We start from the raw sequence: 18696 nt of genomic DNA, 5'->3' as shown, positions 1-18696 counted from the left end.
GTAAAGTGAAGCGGTTATTTACGTCGCGAGCGGCTAGAATCAACCCTATCCGTGAACCACCAAATAGCCAGGAGCCATGATGAGCTCGACCAACCCGCCCTCCCACACCGCCAAGCTGGATCGCATCCTTGCCGATGCCCAGCGCGACCGGGAAATGGGCTACCGCGACAAAGCCTTGAAGATGTACCCCCACGTGTGCGGCCGCTGCGCCCGTGAATTCTCGGGCAAACGCCTGAGCGAACTGACGGTACACCACCGCAACCACAATCATGATGACAATCCCCAGGACGGTTCCAACTGGGAATTGCTGTGCCTGTACTGCCACGACAACGAACACTCGCGCTACACCGACCAGCAGTACTTTGGCGAAGGCTCCACCAGCAGCCCGACGATTGCCAAAGCCACGCATAACCCGTTTGCGGCGTTGGCGGGGTTGATGAAGAAAGACGACTGATAGTCCATTGTTGTTAGCACCGGCCTCATCGGGGGCAGGCCCCCTCCCACATTCTGACCGGCGTACGCAGGCCTAGTGTGGGAGGGGGCTTGCCCCCCGATGGTGATCGTCCAAGCAACACATCCCCCCAAGGCCGTATAATCGCCGTTTTTCTCCAAGGCACCCTTCCCCGTGGGCAATAAACGCTACAGCTGCATCGGTCTGTACAACCCCAAATCCCCCGAAAACGTCGGCTCGGTCATGCGCGCCGCCGGTTGCTACGGCGTGGCCTCGGTGTTCTACACCGGCGTGCGCTACGAGCGCGCCCGGGATTTCATCACCGACACCAAGAAGGTCCATCACGACATTCCGCTGATCGGCATCGATGACCTGAAAAAGATTCTGCCCCTGGGTTGCATCCCCGTCGCCGTGGAGCTGGTGGAAGGCGCCCGCCCGCTGCCTGAGTACACCCACCCCGACCGTGCGCTGTACATTTTCGGCCCCGAAGACGGCTCGCTGGATAAAGAGATCCGCGACTGGTGCGAAGACGTGGTCTACATCCCGACCACCGGTTGCATGAACCTCGCCGCCACGGTCAACGTGGTCCTTTACGACCGCCTGGCCAAGGGCAACAACACCCGTTCAGGCCCCAAGTACTGATATTTCGGGAACATCCGGCGTCTGCGGGCAGTCAGCTGATTATCAATAGCCCTTGTTGGAGACAGATCATGAGCGACAGCAAAACCTTGCGACCTATCATCGAACACACCCCCTTCGAGACTCAGCCAAGGCAGAACGTGCACGGTTGGGAACGCATCGGCTCGGTGGCCGGTGGTGTGATGATGGTGGGCAAAGGCCTGCGCCGGGGTGGGATTTTCGGCCTGATCCAGGTGGCGATCGGCGGCGTGGCGCTGGCCCGTGGCTTTACCGGGCACAGCTCGCTCAAGGACAAGCTGGAACAGGGCCGCCAGGAAATGAACAGCGTGCGTACGAAGATCGAGCGCGCCGGCGCAGAGTTGAAGAACTTGAAGACCAAGGCCGAAGTGGCGGCCGAGAAGGCCACCAAAACCAGCGTCTAACGTAGCAGCTTGCTGTCCAGCACCACCGACGACTCGCCGATGATGCTTTCAGCCAACTGCACAAACTCCGCCGTGGTGATGCGGCTGGCCCGCATCACCGCTTGCGTCAGGTCATCCAGCGACCGCTTGTTATGAGTCTTCACGCGGATCTCGCGATCCAGCTCCTGCAGCAGCACCACCGCCCGTGACACTGTCGCGCCGCTGACGTGCTCGCCACGCAGGCTGGTCACGTCCTTGCCTTCCTTCGCCAAGCGCGCCTGTATCGCCTGGTAACGCTCATCGGTGATGCCGCCGGCGCGGCGCAGCAACTCGATTGCGTAATATTCGCCCAAGCCCTCGCTGATCCAATCACTGGTATCGTGATCGTTGAAACGCCCTACCGCCTGCACCACTTCACGAATCAGCGGGCTGCCGCCGTTTTCGCTGACCAGCGGCGTGCGGCTGTTGAGGTAGATCGAGTCATGCGCCGAAAACGCACCACGGCGCATCGGGTCGCTGGCACCCACCACCAGCAGCTTGGCCGGGTGACGCGGGAACGCCGTTTCCACCTGCGGCCAGACGAAGGTCAGCAACGTCAGCACATCCATACGGCGCATGGCCTGGCCCTTGGGCGAAGCCACGGTGACGTCGGTTTCGCCCAGGCGTACGCGACGACTGCCAAGGTTGCCGGCAAGCATCCAGCCGGTGGGCCGGTCGAACAGGCGCGACACATTGTCGATGCGGAACTTGTTCTTGCCGATCCGGGGCCAGGCGGTTTCGACGCTTTTCCAGCCGGCCGGCAGTTCAAACACCAGGCGCGAGACCAACTCAACGCCGTCCTGCTGGTCAAGCCGCGCCGTCGGCACCAGGTCATCGCCGCGAAACAGCGCCCAGCTTGGTGTCATCCGCGCTTCATAGATACCCGGCTTGCGCGCGTGGGTGAGGCGCACGCGGTAGGTCAGGCTGGCCTTGTCGGCGCTGGGTTGCCACAGGCCACGGTGTTCCTTGACGCTCCACTGGCCGTCGGCCTTGAAGTCGCTGTAGTCACCGTCGCGACCCAGGTCGAAGTTCAGGCTGCGCACCGCCGAGCCCTGGGACAGGCTCAGGCGTACCTCGGCCTGATCGCTCTGGGGCAGCAGTTTGACGTGATAATCCAGGTCGACTTTCTTCGCGCACCACCCAGGCTGACTCAGTAGCAACAACACCAGGCTCGCCGCCAGCTTGGTTCCCACCCTCATACATACTCCCCTTTCAGCCCGCGCGGAAAATCAGGTAATCCTCCCAGTCGTCCTCGGGCACGCTGCCTTCGCTGAGCATGCGCCCGGACTGGGAAATGCGTTCATGGTGCACGGCATCACGGTCGCCGCACACCAGGTGGTGCCACAGCGGCAAGTCCTTGCGCTCGCTGACCAGGCGGTAACCACAGGTGGGTGGCAGCCATTTGAACTGGTCGGCCTGGCCCGGGGTGAGCTGGATGCAATCGGGCACCGATGCACGACGGTTGGGGTAGTCGGTGCACTGGCAGGTCTTGAGATCGAGCAGTTTGCAGGCGATACGCGTGTAATAGACGCTGTTGTCGTCTTCATCTTCAAGCTTTTGCAGGCAGCACAGGCCACAGCCGTCGCACAACGACTCCCACTCCTCCTGGTCGAGGTGTTCGAGGGTTTTGCGTATCCAGAAAGGTTCGACTTTGGCGGCCATGGCTCTACATCAGTATCGGTAGGTGAAAAGGCCGCCAGTCTAGTGCCCACGGCTGCGGGATCCAAGCGCTTACGACTGGCGGCGTTACAACACTTGTCAGTCTAGTGGCTGCGCAGTAGCTTTGAGGGCCGAATTGACGATCAGGAACTGCTCCATGACACGTGTTGCCGACTATCCGATCCACACCCAGTTCACCGACCGCTGGTCGCCTCGCGCCTTCAACGGCGAGAGCATCTCCAAGGAAACCCTGCTGAGCTTCTTCGAAGCCGCACGCTGGGCCCCTTCCGCCTACAACTCGCAACCCTGGCGTTTTCTCTATGCGCGCCGCGACACACCGGACTGGGAGCGCTTCCTGGGTTTGCTGAATGAATTCAACCGTGGCTGGGCGCAACATGCGTCGGCCCTGGTGATCATCGCCTCGAAAACCGACTTCACCGCCCCCGGCGCCACGGAAGAAACCCCGGCGCTGTGGCACACCTTCGACACCGGTTCCGCCTGGGGCCACCTGGCGCTGCAGGCCAGCCTCAGCGGTTGGCACACCCACGGCATGGCCGGCTTCGATCAGGAACTGACACGCAAAGAGCTGAAGATCCCGGAGGGCTATGCGCTGCATGCTGCCGTGGCGGTTGGCAAGCTGGGGGACAAATCGAGCCTGCCGGAGTACCTGCAAGGCCGTGAAGCACCGAGCCCACGCAAGCCACTGAGCGAGTTGGTGTCCGAAGGTGACTTCAGCCTGTAGCGCCCGGTGAACACTGCCCCCGAGGGGGCAGTTGTGCGATCTACGCGATCAGCTGACGGAACTGCGCCCTGAGCTTGTCGGCGTCACGCAGGAAGTCATCCCGGTGTATCGCAAACGTCGACTCATCAAAGTGCAGGACATCCTTGGGCGGAAAGTCGAAATCCACCGGGTAGACTTTGTTTTCCTTCGCCGAATACATGAAGTTGGACAACTGCACATCGTTGGGAAACATCTCTTTCTTCTGCAGGTCCGCCAACATCTCATCGAGTGCCTGCTGTGCTTTTTTCGGCAAACTGCGCGGCGCAATGGCATCCAGCGCGACTCCGTCGATCTTTTTCATTTTTATATAGCCGCGGCCGTTCTCGAACAGCGTCATGGCAAACCCTTCGCCGTAATACTCATTCAGGCAAGCCGCTTGCTGCTCGAAGTAATCAGGCACTTTTACATGACCCGGCTCCCGGGTTTCCTTATAGACATGAATGCCGTCGAGACTTTCATAAAGACGGCTCTCGGAGCCCCCGCCCATCATCCGCCCCAGGTCCGATGCAACGCTGGGCGAGTTCCCACCCCTTGCCCCCAAGCGCATCCACTGGTCGCCCTGCACATGCTGCACCAGCAGCGGGGTCTGCCGATTGGCACTGTAGATGCGCGCCTGGACCACGCCTTCAGGCGTGCGGGTGACCTCACGCACTTCATAGACCGCCGCCTGGCCACTGCTGTCGATATGCCGGATATGCGCGGTGTGCCCATCCGCCGCCCTATACACGCCCTGGCTGTTGCGCGTGCGCCCGGCAAGGTTGGATTCAGACACCCTGTACTCGCGAAACAGCGTGTTGCTCAGCTCACGGCCAGGCGCAACTTCAACGGTGACAATAGCACCGTCCACAGCGCGCGCTTTGGCGGCGAAGTCTTCCAGCGGGCTGCCATAGGCCTGCATCCGGTCCGCATCAAAGCTATACCACTTGCCGTCCTTGAGCACCGCGCCGCCTTCCACTGTCTGGCCGGCCACCTTGAATGTCCCGGTGGCGGCCACGCCATGCTGTTGGCTCGCGGCCTTCAGCACGTCATAGCTTGCGCTGCGCCCCGTAAGCTTATTGAGGCCCCGTAATCCCACGCGGCCGCCTTTGTACAACAGCCAGCCGCTTCCCACCACCAGATCCCCAAGCCCCGCCACCGGGTTGAAGGCTTCAATGGCTGTCAGGCCAACAAAACGCAGCGCTTTCGATAGTCCGCGAATGCTGGTCACCCCCTTGGAAAAAGCTTTGCCGGCCTGGGCGGCCTTGCCGGCCCCCAAGGTCAACAGACCGACCACATCCAGCGCCAGGTCAACGGCTCCCTCACCATAGTTACCCTTGATGAAGTTGGCGATGGCCGACCTGAACGGGATCAGGTTCAAGAAGAACTCCCCGACAGCCTGGTTGGTGACGCGGTTTTCATCGTAGGAGGTGACACCTCTGGCATACGCCAACACGTCTTCGTTTTTCAAGTCCAGGGACCTGGCGAACACTTCGCCGATGGCATCGAATCGGTTGCCACTGGTCCCTTGTCCCGGACTCAAGGTGTCAAAGAGCACGGTTTTACTGACGACGTTCGCGGTCCTGGACTCCATGTTCCTGGCGGTGTAGGGCTCCGTATAGCGCCCCCTCAAGTGGTTCTGTTTTTGTATCGTGCCGCTGCGCGTATCAATCTCATAGACGTTGACCTCCCCACCCCGCGTTGTCTTGACATGCAGGGTATGCCCGCGCGTCTTGAGGGCCAGCGGGGTAAGGAAATCCGTGGCCATGGTGTATTCGTTGGTATGGAAGAACTCGAGCTTGCCGTGCTTGAAGTTGTTCCTGTCTTCCTGCGCCAAGGTGGAAACGAGGTAACTGGCCAGGCCCTTGTGCCCGTCTTCATGGGCTTGGATAGCCAGGTCATACTGGCGCTTGAAATCCTCGGCCACCTTGAAGGTACCGCCTTCATACAGGTGGCAGAACCGTTTGACCGGGATGCGGGCATCCTTGGAAATCCAATGCTCTTCGTGGCCCAGCGGCGCACCCTCCATCACGATATCGAGCATGGAATGCATGCCCGGAAAGAGCCCAGGACGTCCCGGCCTCAGCCAGGCTTTCTGGATATCACGGATCTCGAACACACTCGGGTCCACACCGGGAAAACATTCCTGGAGTCGGGCCAGGGCCATCGCCCGGCGACTGGGAATCTCGGTCTGCACGGCGGCGCTGGCTTTCATCAGCGTGCTCAATTGGCTGTTGTAGGCGTTGCGCGCGCGTTCCAGGTCACTGTCGGTCAACGTCGATGAGGCATCGAGCACGCCGTTGGCCAGTGCCCAGTCGGTCAACGCTTTACGCTGCACATGCTGGGTATCCAGGCCGTCAGAACCGGTCTGGCCGGCCTTCGCCAGGACTTCGGTATAACTCATAGCGGGCGTGGCCCCAGGCGAATCGGCTTCGACCCTGGCGACCGCCATCGCCAGTTGCGCCCAGATGAGGCTGCCGTAAGTCACATTGGCGGGGATGTCCTTGACCAGAAACTCGGGAGCCCTCAAGGCAAGGAGCAAGCGCGCCGCAAATGTCGCGGTTTGAGGCGTGGCCCGCCCTTGTTCGACCAGATGGGCACCCACGCCTTCGATCACCACTGAAGCTGGCTGCCCCCGGTAGCCGCTTTGCCCCCGGATAAATCCGTGGATCGAGTTCAGCGGATCCAGCCCTAGCTGGAGAGCGGCGATCACGTAATCCTGGTTGCTCGCGTCTGTCGGCAAACCACCGAGTTCACTCTGGATGACCTGCTTCAGTGCCTGAGCTTTGGGTGAAGCCAGCAGTTTTTGCAGGGCAAGTGCCAGGGTTTTCAAGTCTGCGTCGGTCACCGCGCTACCGCTGAGCAAATCCCTCAGCACGCCTTTGCGACTGTCCGGCATCAGGTCGAGGATGGCTTGCCGCTGCGATTCAGTCAGCGGAACCGGCCAGGACAGCGCCCCGCCGAAATTACCCAGTACGGGAGCAGGTGCCGGTGCGACCGTGGCTGTTTCACTTGGACCGGTGACGGCCGGGAGGGGAGTATTCGCATTGCCCGCTTGAACAAGCGGGGCGGAAACGCGGTGAGCAGCGTCGATAGCGGTCATGGTGTTCAGCGTCCGTGGCCAAGGAGTCACTCTTGGTGCTGGAACCCGGCAAAACGGTTCCAGCGGGACGGTGAGGCGTGATCAGTAACCGCGGTCGAAATCCACTTCCCCGCGCAATGCGTTCTTGGCCTGGTACGCCCGCAGGTTTTGCACAAACAGTTCCACCATCAATTCCGGCGAGGTCGGCGCGGAACTGTGCCCGGTCAGCAACAGCCCCCAGGCGGTCCAGAACGGATGCCGTTGCGGCAATGGCTCCTGGCGGCAAACATCGATCACTGCACCGGCCAGGTGCCCTTCCTTCAAGGCTTCGACCAGGTCGGCATCCACCACCGCCACCCCGCGTCCGACGTTGATAAACAGCCCGGTCGGCTTGAATTGCTTGAACAGCGACGCGTCGTACAGGTCGTGGGTGCTCGGCGTGTTGGGCAGCAGGTTGATCACGTAGTCCACCTCGCCCACCAGACGGCCCAACTGGTCGAGCCCGGCCACCTCGATAAACGGCGCCTGCTCACGTGCAGTACTGGCGATACCGTACAGTTTCACGCCAAACGGCACGAGAAACTCGGCAACACGCTGGCCGATATCGCCGGTGCCGACAATCAACGCCTTGCGCCCGGCCAGGCTCTGGCCCATGCGGTTGTCCCATTTGCGCTCGACCTGACTCACCAGGCGCGCCAGTACTTCGCGCTCATGGCCGAGCATGTAGGTGAGCACGAATTCAGCCATGACCTGGCCAAAGATACCCACGGCACGGGTCAGTCGATAATCCCGCGGCAGGCCCTCGGCCAGCAGCGGGGTGATACCGGCCCAGGTCGATTGCAGCCATTGCGGGTGATGGCCCTGGCGCAGCAGCGTCGCCAACAGGTCCGGCTGGCCCAGCCATACCGGGCAATCGGCGGCCAGGCGCGACAACTCGGCCGAGTCGCCGCTGGTCAGCACTTCAAGGTCCGGTGCCACTTCGCCGAGCAATTGGGCGTAGAGCGGGTGATCCTGTTCAGCAATCAGAACACGCATGCATAAAACCTTTCAAAAACAGTACGGACGGCCGCCCGCATCCTTACGGCCACCGCCCACTTATACGATTCCATTGAAGCGAGTGCCCCGGATGGGGCACCGGTCGATCACATCGGGTCGTTGCGGCGCAGCAGCTCTTCGGGCAAGTGTTCGATGTACTCGTCCTCGGCCGGCGGCATTTGCAGGTGGTAGCCCTGTTTGTCGAGGTTTTCCAGGACTTGCACGATGTCTTCCTGTTGCAGCTTGCGCTCGGGCGTCAGCACCAGGTCAAACGCGTGGGCCGGCTTGCCGAAAATCGTGATCAGCGCTTCAGGCACACGTTCAAGGGCATCGCTCTTGAGTACATAGAGGTACATACCGGTGCGTTTGGAGCTGCGGTAGATGGAGCAAATACGTTTCAAGGCTGTTCTCCGGCGGTGGCCAGGCTGTCGAGCAGCGCCTGGCCCATCAACTCGCGGCGCCAGCCACGCAGCGAGTCTGGCAATTGGTAAGGCCCATCGGGGTAGCCACTCTTGACCAGGGCTTCGAGGGTTTTCTTGCGCAGCATCAGTTCCGGCGCCATGTCCAGGCGTTCGGCCTCAGCCTGGCCAAGGGCGCGCAGTTGCTTGATCAGTGCGGCGGCATCCACCGGCAAAGGCTCGGCAACGGCGGGCGGCCATTGGTCCATGGGCACGCTGCCGGCACGCTTGATAAGGTCCAGCAGGAACTGGCCGTCCTGACGCACGGTACGCGGGTGCATGTCTTCGATCTTGCCCAGGGCGGCGAGGTTATCCGGCTGGGATTTGGCCAGGGGCCACAACGAGTGTTCGCGAATGATACGGTTGCGCGGCAAGTCACGCGCGCGGGCTTGCTGCTCGCGCCAGGCGCACAGTTCACGCAGCACGGCGAGCTGGGCGCGGGACAGTTTCCACGCCAGCTTGGCGTCGCGGTACACCTCGTACGGGTCGACTTCGCGGCGCAGGTTGGCGACCAGCTCGGCACCGTCTTCCAGGACCCAGGCGTACTTGTCGTCGGACAGTTGCGGACGCAGCCGCGTATAGACCTCGGCCAAATGCACCGCGTCTTCGGCGGCGTAGCTGACCTGGGTCTCGGACAACGGCCGCTGCAGCCAGTCCGAACGGGTCTCGCCCTTGGGCAGCTCAATGTCCAGCACGGCTTGCACCAGGCGCGAGTAGCCCATGGAGAAACCGAGGTTCAGGTAAGCCGCCGCCAATTGGGTGTCGAACAACGGCGCGGGCAGGCTGCCGGTCAGGCGCAGCAATACTTCGAGGTCTTCGCTGCAGGCATGCAGCACCTTGATCACCGCCGGGTTCTCCAGCAGCGCAGCCAGGGGTTGCCAGTTGTCGATGGTCAGGGGATCGATCAGGTAAGCGCGCACGCCATCACCGATCTGGATCAGCCCGGCAATGGGGTAAAAGGTGTCGACCCGCATGAATTCGGTGTCGAGGGCGACGAATGGCAACTGCTGCCATTCGGCGCAATGCTGGCCGAGGCTATCGTTGTCGCAGATCCAGTGAATATCGATGGCCACACGGCTCTCCCTTGAAGAATGGCGCGCAGTATATATCGCGAAAGGGGCTAGCGAGCATCCGCAGTGCACAGCCGACCATGAAAACTCAGACAGGAGATGAAGAATAGTCCGACAGGCGGGAGTTATCCTCTCTTACGAAGAACGTAGACCCGCCACAGGTTGGAGCCCGGCATGAACTCGTGATGGCTCAGGACCTTGAAACCGGCCTGGCGGAACTCGTCCTCAACGCTTGTACGAGAAGGCACAGAGACAATCACCGAGTCGCGGCTGACCCGATGAAACTCGCGCAGCAACGCCTGGCGCTCTTCACTGCCGGGCACATGGCGAAACAATTCCAGGCAGAAAATGCAGTCCACCGCATTCGCCGACAAGCCGATGGAAAACGCCGACCCCTGGAATGTCTTGACCCGCTTGAGCAACGCCGCCGCGTGGTGGGTAAGCGCGTGGTCGAGCATGTCCTGGGAGTTGTCCGACGCCAGGATAACCCGGTTGACGTGTTCGGCCAGCACCGGCCAGAAGCGCCCCGACCCGCAGGCCAGGTCGAGGATAAGGCCCGGCTCACCCGCAACCTTCAAGGCCTGACGCACCAACCACTCGCTGCGCCAGGCCGCCAGGCGCTGCGTCAGCCCGGGCGGGCGCGTGTCGCCGCAGACCCTGGCGTGCTCACGACCGCAGCGCTCGGCGTATTCAATCTCGATGGAGGAAGGCGTGTGTGGCGACATCGCGGGCTCATATGGGTGAAACGGCTGTGAACGACCTTGATTTGCAGCTTAACCAGCGCAACGTGAAAAAAAGGTCGAAACCGTGATTGCCACCCAATCGATCACGCCTGATGCAAATACCACCGCCAGTCTTGCTCCCCGACCTCGCCCATGAACTGGCGGTATTCGGCGCGTTTTACCGCCAGGTACACGCCAAGGAACTCACTGCCAAACGCTTCCCGTGCCCAACTGGAAGCCTCCAGTGCGCGCAGGGTGGTCAGCCAGTCGGTGGGCAGCAGCGTCTTGGCTTGGGCATAGCCGTTGCCTTCCACCGGGGCGCCGGGGTCACGTTGCTCGCGGATGCCGCGATGGATCCCGGCCAGGATCGCGGCAGCCGCCAGGTAGGGATTGGCGTCGGCACCGCAGATACGGTGTTCGATATGCCGCGAATTGGCCGGCCCGCCCGGCACCCGCAGGCTGACGGTGCGGTTGTCCACTCCCCAGGTGGCGGCCAGCGGCGCGTAGCTGTTGGTCTGGAAACGCCGGTAGGAGTTGGCGTTGGGACAGAACATCAGCAATGAGTCGAGCAAGGTACTGAGCATGCCGCCCACTGCCTGGCGCAACAGCGGCGTACCATCAGCGGCCTCGCTGGCGAACAGGTTATGGCCCTCGGCGTCCGCCAGGCTCACGTGCATGTGCATACCGGTGCCAGCCAGGTCGTCGAACGGCTTGGCCATGAAGCACGCGGTCATCCCGTGTCTATGCGCCACGCCCTTGACCAGGCGTTTGTAGCGCACCGCTTCGTCCATGGCTTGCAGGGCATCGGTGCGATGTTCCAGGGTGATCTCCACCTGGCCCGGCGCGTATTCGGAAATGGCGGTGCGCGCCGGAATACCTTGCAGCTTGCAGGCGCTGTAGAGGTCGGCCAGGAATGGCTCGATCTGCTCCAGTTCGCGCAGGCCATAGACCTGGGTCGAGCGCGGTCGCCCGCCGTCCACATCGCGTGCCGGTTGCGGATGGCCATTGGCGTCAGGCTTCTGGTCCAGCAGGTAGAACTCCAACTCGGCCGCCATCACCGGGTAGTAACCGTCGGCCTTGAGCCCGTCGATCACCTTGGCCAGCAGGTGCCGTGGGTCGGCCACGGTGGCAGGCAGACCTTCGGTGGGGTGCATGCTGACTTGCACCGCCGCAGTGGGGATCAGCCGCCACGGCATGCGCTGCAGACTGCCACCGATCGGGTAGGCGCGGCAGTCGATATCGCCCACCTCCCAGACCAGGCCGGAGTTTTCCACATCGTCGCCGTTGATGGTCAGGCCGAGGATGGTGCTGGGCAAAGGCCGCCCGCTCTCGTACACCGCCAGCAGTTCGTCGCGGTGCAGCCACTTGCCGCGTGGCACGCCATTGTTGTCGAGGATAAACAGCTCGAACATCTCGATGTCCGGGTGTTGTTCAAGGAAAGACTGGGCTTCCTGCAGGCAGGCAAAAACACTCATGGGCATTCTCATACGTAGGGGTCGGGCAGGCGCGCAGGTGCACGCCATCGAACACGATGGATCAACGTAGGAATGCGGTATCTGGTGGGCGGGCGTGCCGGCAGTGGAACAGGGCCCAGAACGCGAGGGCGGACGGCAGTATCGCGGAGTGAGTGTCGGAGGAGCCGTCCATGCGGGGGTCACAGTGCAAGAGATAACTACCAGCGTCACACGCCGGCGCAGGGCAATTAAATTCAGGGTTGACGGAGTTTGGTTGCAACTTGGCTAAACATTCAGCGTGCCTTGCCACCCTGCCCCACGCTGGAAATAATGGCCGCCCCGACCATGCCCCAAGGACTCGACCGCATGAAAGCTCTTTTCGCCCTGTGTGTACTCGGCCTGGCCACCAGCGCCGTGGCCGACACCGCGCCCTCGCGCCTTGACCAGGTGCTTGAGCGCGGCACACTCACCGTCTGCACCACCGGTGACTACAAGCCCTACACCTCGCTACGCGCCGACGGCACCTATGAAGGCATCGACATTGCCATGGCCGAATCCCTGGCCAAGAGCCTCAACGCCAAGATCCACTGGGTGCCCACCACCTGGAAAAGCTTGATGCCGGACTTCCTAGCCCAGCGCTGCGACATCGCCGTAGGCGGCATTTCGGTGTCCCTGGAGCGCCAGAAAAAAGCCTTCTTCAGCCAGGCCCTCGGCGTCGACGGCAAGATCCCCCTGGTGCGCTGTGCCGACGTGCAGCGTTACCAGAGTGTCGAGCAGATCAACCAGCCGAATGTGCGCGTGATCGAACCGGCGGGCGGCACCAACGAAGTGTTTGCCCGTGCCCATCTGGGCCAGGCGCAAATCCGTTTGCACGACAACGTGACCATCTTTGACGAACTGCTGGCCGGCAAGGCCGACGTGATGATCACCGACGCCAGCGAAGCGCGTTACCAGCAAAAGCTCAAGCCCGGGCTATGCGCGGTCAACCCGGAACGGCAGATGCAATACAGCGAGAAAGCCTTCCTGCTGCCCCGCGATGACGTGGCGTGGAAGAGCTATGTCGACCAATGGCTGCACCTGAGCGTCGCCACCGGCGTGTACGACGGCATCGTCAATCAGTGGCTGGCGGCGCCTTGATCAACGCGACAAAGGTCCGGCACGCGGCGCTGCGATAGGCGCCCCGGCGACTGAGCAGTGCCACGTTGCGTTGCGGTAACGCAGGTTCAAGGGCGACCGCGCGCAACTCCGGCTGGGCCTGGGCAATCGCACTGGGCAGGATGGTTACCAGGTGGGTGTTGCGCACGATTTCAATGATCGCACTGATGGAGTTGGCCTCCATCGCAATCAACGGCTTTACCCCTTGCTCGCGGCAATAGCCATCGATGTAGCGCCGCGTCGCAAAGCCTGAGTTGAGCAATACCATCGGCTGCTCCAGCCACTGCCGGTCTTCCACCCCTGGATGGCCAGCCCCCACCACCACGCTCAACGCTTCGGCAAACAGCCCTTCGCACTCGATGTCCGGCAGATGCTCGCCGGTAAAACCGATGCCGATATCCAGCAGGTCCTCGGTGAGCGCGGTTTCCATGCGATCCTGGGTCAATTCTTCGATGCTCAGGGTGATTCCCGGATACAGGGCGTTGAACCGCGCCAACAAAGGGCCGATCAGGTACGCGGTGAAGGTCGGCGTCATCGCCAGGCGCAGGCTGCCCCGGCTCAAGTCCTGTACGTCATGCATGGCCCGCGTGCCGGCCTGCAGGTCCTGCAAGGCCAGGCGCGCAAAGCGCACATAGGCGGCGCCGGCATCGGTGAGGCTGACACTGCGCCCGGAGCGGTCCAGCAACGGCGCGCCGAGGGTGTCTTCCAGCTGTTTGATCTGTTGCGACAAGGTCGGCTGCGACACGTGCAGCGCCTCGGCAGCGCGGGTGAAATTACGGTGCTCGGCAACGGCCAGCAGGTAACGGATATGGCGCAACAGCATCGGCGGCCCTCCAGCTATAGGCATGACTTATAGAAACCATAATAAGCCGGTCTTGGACGCTATAGCTGAAAACTTCCATCCTTGCCCCATCAGTGACGCAAGGAGAACCCCATGCAAGACCTCATCAACGGCTTTCGCAAGTTCCAGTCAGAAGCCTTCGGCCAACGCAGCGACCTGTTCAAACACCTGGCCACCACCCAGAACCCCGGCACGTTGTTCGTGTCCTGTTCCGACAGCCGGGTGGTCCCGGAACTGCTGACCCAGCAGGAACCCGGCGATCTGTTCGTGATCCGCAACGCCGGCAACATCGTGCCGTCCTACGGCCCGGAACCTGGCGGTGTGTCGGCCACGGTCGAGTACGCAGTGGCGGTGCTGGGGGTGCGCGACATCGTGATCTGCGGCCATTCCGACTGCGGCGCCATGACCGCGATCTCCACCTGCAAATGCCTGGACCACCTGCCGGCCGTGGCCAACTGGCTGCGCCACGCCGAGTCGGCCAGGCTGATCAACGCCGCCCGCGAGCATGCCTCGGACGCCGCCCGCCTGAATTCATTGGTGCGCGAAAACGTGATCGCGCAACTGGCCAACCTCAAGACCCACCCTTCGGTCGCCCTGGCGCTCGGGCAAGGCCGGCTGAACCTGCATGGCTGGGTGTACGACATCGAGAGCGGTGCCATCGACGCCCTGGACGAACGCAGCGGTGGCTTTGTGTCGCTGCTGGATCAGATTCACGCTGCCTGACCTATTCCAACCAAAGAGGACACCACCATGTTGCAATCCCACTTCGCCCAAACCCCACGCCTGGCCCTGGCCGATACCGTGATCGAACTCAAGGCGCGCAAGAACCTGTCCTGGCAGGACCTCACCGACGGCACCGGGCTGAGCCTGGCATTTGTCACCGCCGCCCTGCTCGGCCAGCACCCGTTGCCCAAGGAGGCGGCTGATGTAGTGTGCGACAAACTCGGCCTGGACCAGGACGCCAGCCGCCTGCTGCAAAGCGTGCCCCTGCGCGGCAGCTTCCCCGGCGGTGTGCCGACGGACCCGACGATGTATCGCTTCTACGAAATGCTCCAGGTCTACGGCTCGACCCTCAAGGCGCTGGTCCACGAGCAATTCGGTGACGGCATCATCAGTGCGATCAATTTCAAGCTGGACATCAAGAAGGTCGAGGACCCGGACGGCGGCTCGCGCGCTGTGATCACCCTGGATGGCAAGTACCTGCCGACCAAACCCTTCTGAGTGGCCCGCGACCGTCTACGCTCTTGTCACACCAACAAGATCGAGGGACGGGTAATGAAGGCACTGCTTCGAACCACCTGGCTGCTGCTGTTGTGTTTCAGCCAGGTGCACGCCGCGACGGCTCAGGATGAGGACGCCCAGGCCGCCAAGGCGCTGCTGGAAAAAGCCTTGGCTTACTACCAGGGCAATGGCGACAAGGCGTTTGCCGCCTTCAGTCGCCAGGGCGAGTTTGTCGACCATGACCGCTATGTGTTCGTGGTCGACACCCGGGGCGTGCTGCTGGCCAGTGGCGGGCCCTCTTCCGCCTTGATCGGCCGCGACGTGTCCGAGGTGCTCGGGCCGGAGTTGCGCCAGTCATTCAAGGACGCGCTCAAGGTGCCGGAAGGCCAGGGCATCCAACAGGCCGATTACCGCTGGCAGAACTGGAACGACGGCAAGGTCGAGCACAAGCACGTGTTTTATCAACGCGTGGGCGAACGCATCCTGGCGGTGGGTTACTACCTGCCCCGGGCCACTCCGGAACAGGCCCGCGCCCTGCGCAACAAGGCGGTGAACGCACTGCTCAAGGATGAAACCGGCACGCTCCAGGCCATCAATTCCTTGCAGGGCGGTTTCCTGCAGGATGACCTCTACGTGTTCGTGGTCGACCTCGATACCCAGCGCTATGTGGCCCATGGCACCAACCTGCGCCTGATCAACACCGACTTCAGCAAGATCAAGGACCCCGATGGCAGGCCGGTGGGCGAGCCGATCCTGAAGCTGATGGCCGAGCAGGACCAGGGCGAATACAAGTACCGCTGGAAAAACCCGGTGACCGACAAGGTCGAGAACAAGCATGCGTATGTGCGCAAGGCCGGGCATTTCATGGTGGCGGTGGGTTACTACAGCCCGTGAATGGTGTCCTGCCGGCTATTTAGCTTTGTCTTCACGGCCGCGCAGTACCCGGTTAGGCATTGCGACAGCGGCCGCGAGCCCCAGCAGCGACACCGCTGCGCTCACCATCAACAAATGCCGGAAGGTCACCGCCAGTTCCCCGCGCAGGGCGTCCTGCGCCGGGCCGGGGGCTGCGTTGAGACCGTCGAGCAGCACGTTGCCGGAACTGCCCTCGGCCACCAGCGCACCGCTGGCCAGGTGGGCGAAGCTGGAGTCCTGCAATAGCGCCAGCAACAGCGCCGACATGCACGCCACCCCTACCGCCCCGCCCAGGGAACGGAACAGGTTGGTGGTGCTGGTGGCGACGCCGATGTCGCGTTGTTCCACCGAGTTCTGCGTGCCCACCAGCGAAGTGGGGAATTGCATGCCGGCCGCAATCCCGCACAGCAACATGAACATCGCCGTCAGCCCCACCGCCTGGGGCGCGCTCAAGGCCATGCCAAGAATCGCAAAGGGGCTCAGCAAGGCGCCACTGAGGATCATCGGTTTATAGCGGCCGGTCACCGAGGTCATGCGCCCGGCAAAATAGGCGCCCATCGGCAAGCCCATCGCCAGGGGCAGCAGGTGCAGGGCCGCGCTGTCAGCGCCTGAGCCTGTCACCGTCTGATAGCGCAGCGGCATCAGCACCGTCAGGGAAATCGCCTGGAAGCTGGTGAAGAAAATCGTGCACCAGCACAACACCGCGCTGCGGTTGGCGAACAGATGCATCGGCAACAACGGCTCCCGGGCGCGCCGTTCATGCCAGACAAACACCGTTAACGCCACTAGCGCACACGCCAGCAAGCCGAGCACCTGATCGTCGCGCCAATGATGGCCCTGACCGATTTCGGTAATGCCCAGCAACAACGCGGTCAGGCCGATGATCATCAGCAACGTGCCGAGGTAATCGATGATCGGCTTGCGCTGCGGCACCGGCAGCCCCACCAGCGTGCGATAGGCCACGTACCAGGCGCCGGCGCCCAATGGCAGGTTGATCAGGAATACCCAGCGCCACGACAGGTACTCGGTCATGTAGCCGCCGAGCACCGGCCCGGCCACGCTGGCCACCGCGTACATGCTGCTGAAATAGCCCTGGTAGCGCCCGCGTTCGCGGGGCGGGATGATGTCACCGATGATCGCCTGGCTCACCGAGATCATGCCGCCCGCGCCGATGCCCTGGAGGATCCGCGCCAGCACCAGTTGCTCCATGCTTTGCGCCATGCCGCAGAACAGCGAGGCCAGCGTAAACAGGCCCATGCCGATCAGCATCATCGGCCGCCGCCCGTACAGGTCGCCCAGCTTGCCGTAGATCGGCACCGCCACGGTCATCGCCACCATGTAGCCGGAGATGACCCAGGCCAGCAGGTTGACGTCATGGAATCGGGCGGAGATCGCGGGCATGGACACGGCGACAATCGTCTGGTCCAAGGCCCCCAGGAAGATCGCCATCATCAGTGAGGCGAGGATGCTGCGCACGGCGGGCAGCGGCGGAACGGGCTGATTGAGGTGCGTCACGGCAAGACCTTCGAGCAGGGCCCGCGGGAAAAGGCGGCCCGCGGGAATGCTCGATACGATAGCAGGCTATTCGATAGCTTCGTAAGGAAGCCCGACGTAATTTTCGGCGATGGTCTTGCGCCCGGCCTCGGAGTGGATGAAGTAATCGAGTTCACTCTCGGCGATGCGCTGGCTGAAGCCATCCGCCTCGGGAAACTGATGCAGCATCGAGGTCATCCACCAGGAAAACCGCTCGGCCTTCCACACCCGCCGCAGGCAGATGGCGGAATAGCGCTCCAGCAAATCCACCCGTCCTTCACCGTAGACCTTCAGCAGAATCCGATAGAGGGTGCTCACGTCACTGGCCGCCAGGTTCAAGCCCTTGGCCCCGGTGGGCGGCACGATATGCGCGGCATCGCCGAGCAGGAACAGACGCCCGTACTGCATCGGCTCCACCACAAAGCTGCGCAGCGGCGCGATGCTCTTCTCGATCGACGGACCGCTCACCAGGTCGGCTGCGAGGTGGCTGGGCAGACGGGTTTTCAGTTCGTCCCAGAAGCGCGCATCGGACCATTCATCAAGCGGCTCTTGCACCGGCACTTGCAGGTAATAACGGCTGCGCGTCGGCGATCGCATGCTGCACAAGGCGAAGCCACGCGGATGTTTGGCGTACACCAGTTCAGGGTGAACCGGCGGCGTATCGGCGAGGATACCGAGCCAGCCGAAAGGGTAGACCCGTTCGAAGACGTTCAGTGATTGAGCCGGGATCGATTGGCGCGCAACACCGTGGTAACCATCGCAACCGGCGATATAGTCGCACTCCAGGCGAAAGGCTTCGCCCTGATGTTCGAAAGTCAGCCAGGGTCGATCACTTTTGAGGTCGTGCGGTTGCACGTCATGGGCTTCATACAGGGTGATGGCGCCCGCGGCAGCACGGGCGGCCATCAGGTCGCGGGTGACTTCGGTCTGGCCGTAGATCATGACCGTCTGGCCGCCGGTCAGCGCCTTCAGGTCGATGTGGGTCAGCTGGCCATTGAGCGCCAGCTCGAAGCCCTCATGCACCAGGCCTTCGTTGTCCATGCGCTGGCTGACGCCCGCCTGCCGCAGCAGGTCGACCATGCCTTGTTCCAGCACCCCGGCACGGATGCGGCCTTGTACGTAATCGGCGCTCTGGCGCTCCAGGATCAGAGTCTGGATACCGGCGTTGTGCAGCAGTTGGCCGAGCAACAGTCCGGAGGGACCGGCGCCAATAATGGCGACTTGGGTTTTCAGCGTTTTCATTATTTTTATGGTCCGCAAGTTCCAC

Annotated in this window: 19 protein-coding genes; 8 read left to right on the top strand and 11 right to left on the bottom strand. The window is 62.5% G+C overall.

Features of this window, described 5'->3' with window-relative positions:
- Positions 1–79 precede the first annotated feature (79 nt).
- The 3 genes from AC3WP7_RS19705 (at position 80) to AC3WP7_RS19695 (ending at position 1512) form a co-directional block, all read left to right on the top strand.
- On the top strand, positions 80–454 hold the full coding sequence (locus AC3WP7_RS19705; RefSeq protein ID WP_025858458.1) for a YajD family HNH nuclease: 375 nt from the start codon (positions 80–82) through the stop codon (positions 452–454).
- A gap of 171 nt (positions 455–625) precedes the next feature.
- Entirely contained in the window at positions 626–1093 is a 468-nt protein-coding gene (locus AC3WP7_RS19700) for an RNA methyltransferase (protein WP_003189607.1), read from the top strand.
- Positions 1094–1161: 68 nt separating this feature from the next.
- Positions 1162–1512, top strand: a complete 351-nt coding sequence (locus AC3WP7_RS19695) for a YgaP family membrane protein (protein ID WP_092247328.1) — start codon at positions 1162–1164, stop codon at positions 1510–1512.
- Here the strand turns inward: AC3WP7_RS19695 and AC3WP7_RS19690 are convergent.
- Both AC3WP7_RS19690 and AC3WP7_RS19685 read right to left on the bottom strand, forming a co-directional pair.
- Positions 1509–2729 carry a hypothetical protein gene (locus AC3WP7_RS19690; protein WP_093126137.1) on the bottom strand — a complete coding sequence of 407 codons (1221 nt, stop codon included), beginning with the start codon at positions 2727–2729 and terminating at the stop codon, positions 1509–1511. The genes AC3WP7_RS19695 and AC3WP7_RS19690 overlap by 4 nt on opposite strands.
- A 13-nt stretch (positions 2730–2742) precedes the next feature.
- Positions 2743–3192 (bottom strand): YcgN family cysteine cluster protein, encoded by a 450-nt coding sequence (locus tag AC3WP7_RS19685; RefSeq protein WP_003172524.1) that lies wholly within the window; start codon positions 3190–3192, stop codon positions 2743–2745.
- A gap of 154 nt (positions 3193–3346) precedes the next feature.
- Between AC3WP7_RS19685 and AC3WP7_RS19680 the strand changes: the two genes are divergently transcribed.
- On the top strand, positions 3347–3931 hold the full coding sequence (locus AC3WP7_RS19680; protein WP_102592630.1) for a nitroreductase family protein: 585 nt from the start codon (positions 3347–3349) through the stop codon (positions 3929–3931).
- 40 nt (positions 3932–3971) lie between these two features.
- On the opposite strand, the gene AC3WP7_RS19675 is transcribed toward AC3WP7_RS19680, so the two are convergent.
- The 6 genes from AC3WP7_RS19675 to AC3WP7_RS19650 all read right to left on the bottom strand — a co-directional run bounded on the left by AC3WP7_RS19675 (position 3972) and on the right by AC3WP7_RS19650 (position 11788).
- Complete coding sequence (locus AC3WP7_RS19675; RefSeq protein ID WP_102668394.1) at positions 3972–7049, bottom strand: OspG family effector kinase; 3078 nt, start codon at positions 7047–7049, stop codon at positions 3972–3974.
- Positions 7050–7130: 81 nt separating this feature from the next.
- Positions 7131–8063: a D-2-hydroxyacid dehydrogenase gene (locus AC3WP7_RS19670; RefSeq protein WP_092247317.1), complete on the bottom strand. Its 933-nt coding sequence runs from the start codon at positions 8061–8063 to the stop codon at positions 7131–7133.
- Between the two features lie 107 nt (positions 8064–8170).
- Positions 8171–8464: a YcgL domain-containing protein gene (locus AC3WP7_RS19665; RefSeq protein WP_071488977.1), complete on the bottom strand. Its 294-nt coding sequence runs from the start codon at positions 8462–8464 to the stop codon at positions 8171–8173.
- Positions 8461–9594, bottom strand: coding sequence for a ribonuclease D (gene rnd, locus AC3WP7_RS19660; RefSeq protein ID WP_092247314.1), 1134 nt, complete (start codon positions 9592–9594; stop codon positions 8461–8463). The genes AC3WP7_RS19665 and rnd overlap by 4 nt, the downstream gene beginning before the upstream one ends.
- A gap of 122 nt (positions 9595–9716) precedes the next feature.
- Positions 9717–10316: a class I SAM-dependent methyltransferase gene (locus tag AC3WP7_RS19655; protein WP_092247311.1), complete on the bottom strand. Its 600-nt coding sequence runs from the start codon at positions 10314–10316 to the stop codon at positions 9717–9719.
- Between the two features lie 101 nt (positions 10317–10417).
- Positions 10418–11788, bottom strand: a complete 1371-nt coding sequence (locus tag AC3WP7_RS19650; RefSeq protein ID WP_092247308.1) for a glutamine synthetase family protein — start codon at positions 11786–11788, stop codon at positions 10418–10420.
- A gap of 345 nt (positions 11789–12133) precedes the next feature.
- On the opposite strand from AC3WP7_RS19650, the gene AC3WP7_RS19645 reads away from it, so the two are divergent.
- Positions 12134–12904: a transporter substrate-binding domain-containing protein gene (locus AC3WP7_RS19645; protein ID WP_071488973.1), complete on the top strand. Its 771-nt coding sequence runs from the start codon at positions 12134–12136 to the stop codon at positions 12902–12904.
- Here the strand turns inward: AC3WP7_RS19645 and cynR are convergent.
- A complete protein-coding gene (gene cynR, locus AC3WP7_RS19640; protein WP_093512039.1) occupies positions 12879–13745 on the bottom strand; it encodes a transcriptional regulator CynR in 867 nt (288 codons plus the stop codon). The genes AC3WP7_RS19645 and cynR overlap by 26 nt on opposite strands.
- A 111-nt stretch (positions 13746–13856) precedes the next feature.
- Between cynR and AC3WP7_RS19635 the strand changes: the two genes are divergently transcribed.
- Genes AC3WP7_RS19635 through AC3WP7_RS19625 form a run of 3 tightly spaced genes read left to right on the top strand, consistent with a single transcriptional unit; the run spans position 13857 to position 15878 of the window.
- Complete coding sequence (locus AC3WP7_RS19635) at positions 13857–14486, top strand: carbonic anhydrase (RefSeq protein ID WP_102592628.1); 630 nt, start codon at positions 13857–13859, stop codon at positions 14484–14486.
- A gap of 27 nt (positions 14487–14513) precedes the next feature.
- Entirely contained in the window at positions 14514–14984 is a 471-nt protein-coding gene (cynS, locus tag AC3WP7_RS19630; protein WP_071488970.1) for a cyanase, read from the top strand.
- Positions 14985–15038: 54 nt separating this feature from the next.
- Positions 15039–15878, top strand: coding sequence for a cache domain-containing protein (locus tag AC3WP7_RS19625; RefSeq protein ID WP_093512043.1), 840 nt, complete (start codon positions 15039–15041; stop codon positions 15876–15878).
- Between the two features lie 15 nt (positions 15879–15893).
- Here AC3WP7_RS19625 and AC3WP7_RS19620 read toward each other — a convergent pair whose 3' ends face one another.
- Entirely contained in the window at positions 15894–17411 is a 1518-nt protein-coding gene (locus AC3WP7_RS19620; RefSeq protein ID WP_102592627.1) for an MDR family MFS transporter, read from the bottom strand.
- Positions 17412–17477: 66 nt separating this feature from the next.
- The gene (gene pobA / locus AC3WP7_RS19615; RefSeq protein WP_172963341.1) at positions 17478–18662 is read right to left on the bottom strand and encodes a 4-hydroxybenzoate 3-monooxygenase; all 1185 of its coding nucleotides are present in this window, start codon (positions 18660–18662) and stop codon (positions 17478–17480) included.
- Positions 18663–18696: the final 34 nt, after the last annotated feature.

The organism is Pseudomonas sp. FW305-3-2-15-C-LB1 (assembly GCF_058787615.1).
Note: the sequence above shows the minus strand (reverse complement) of the source record. Positions and strands in the feature narration are given on the sequence as shown.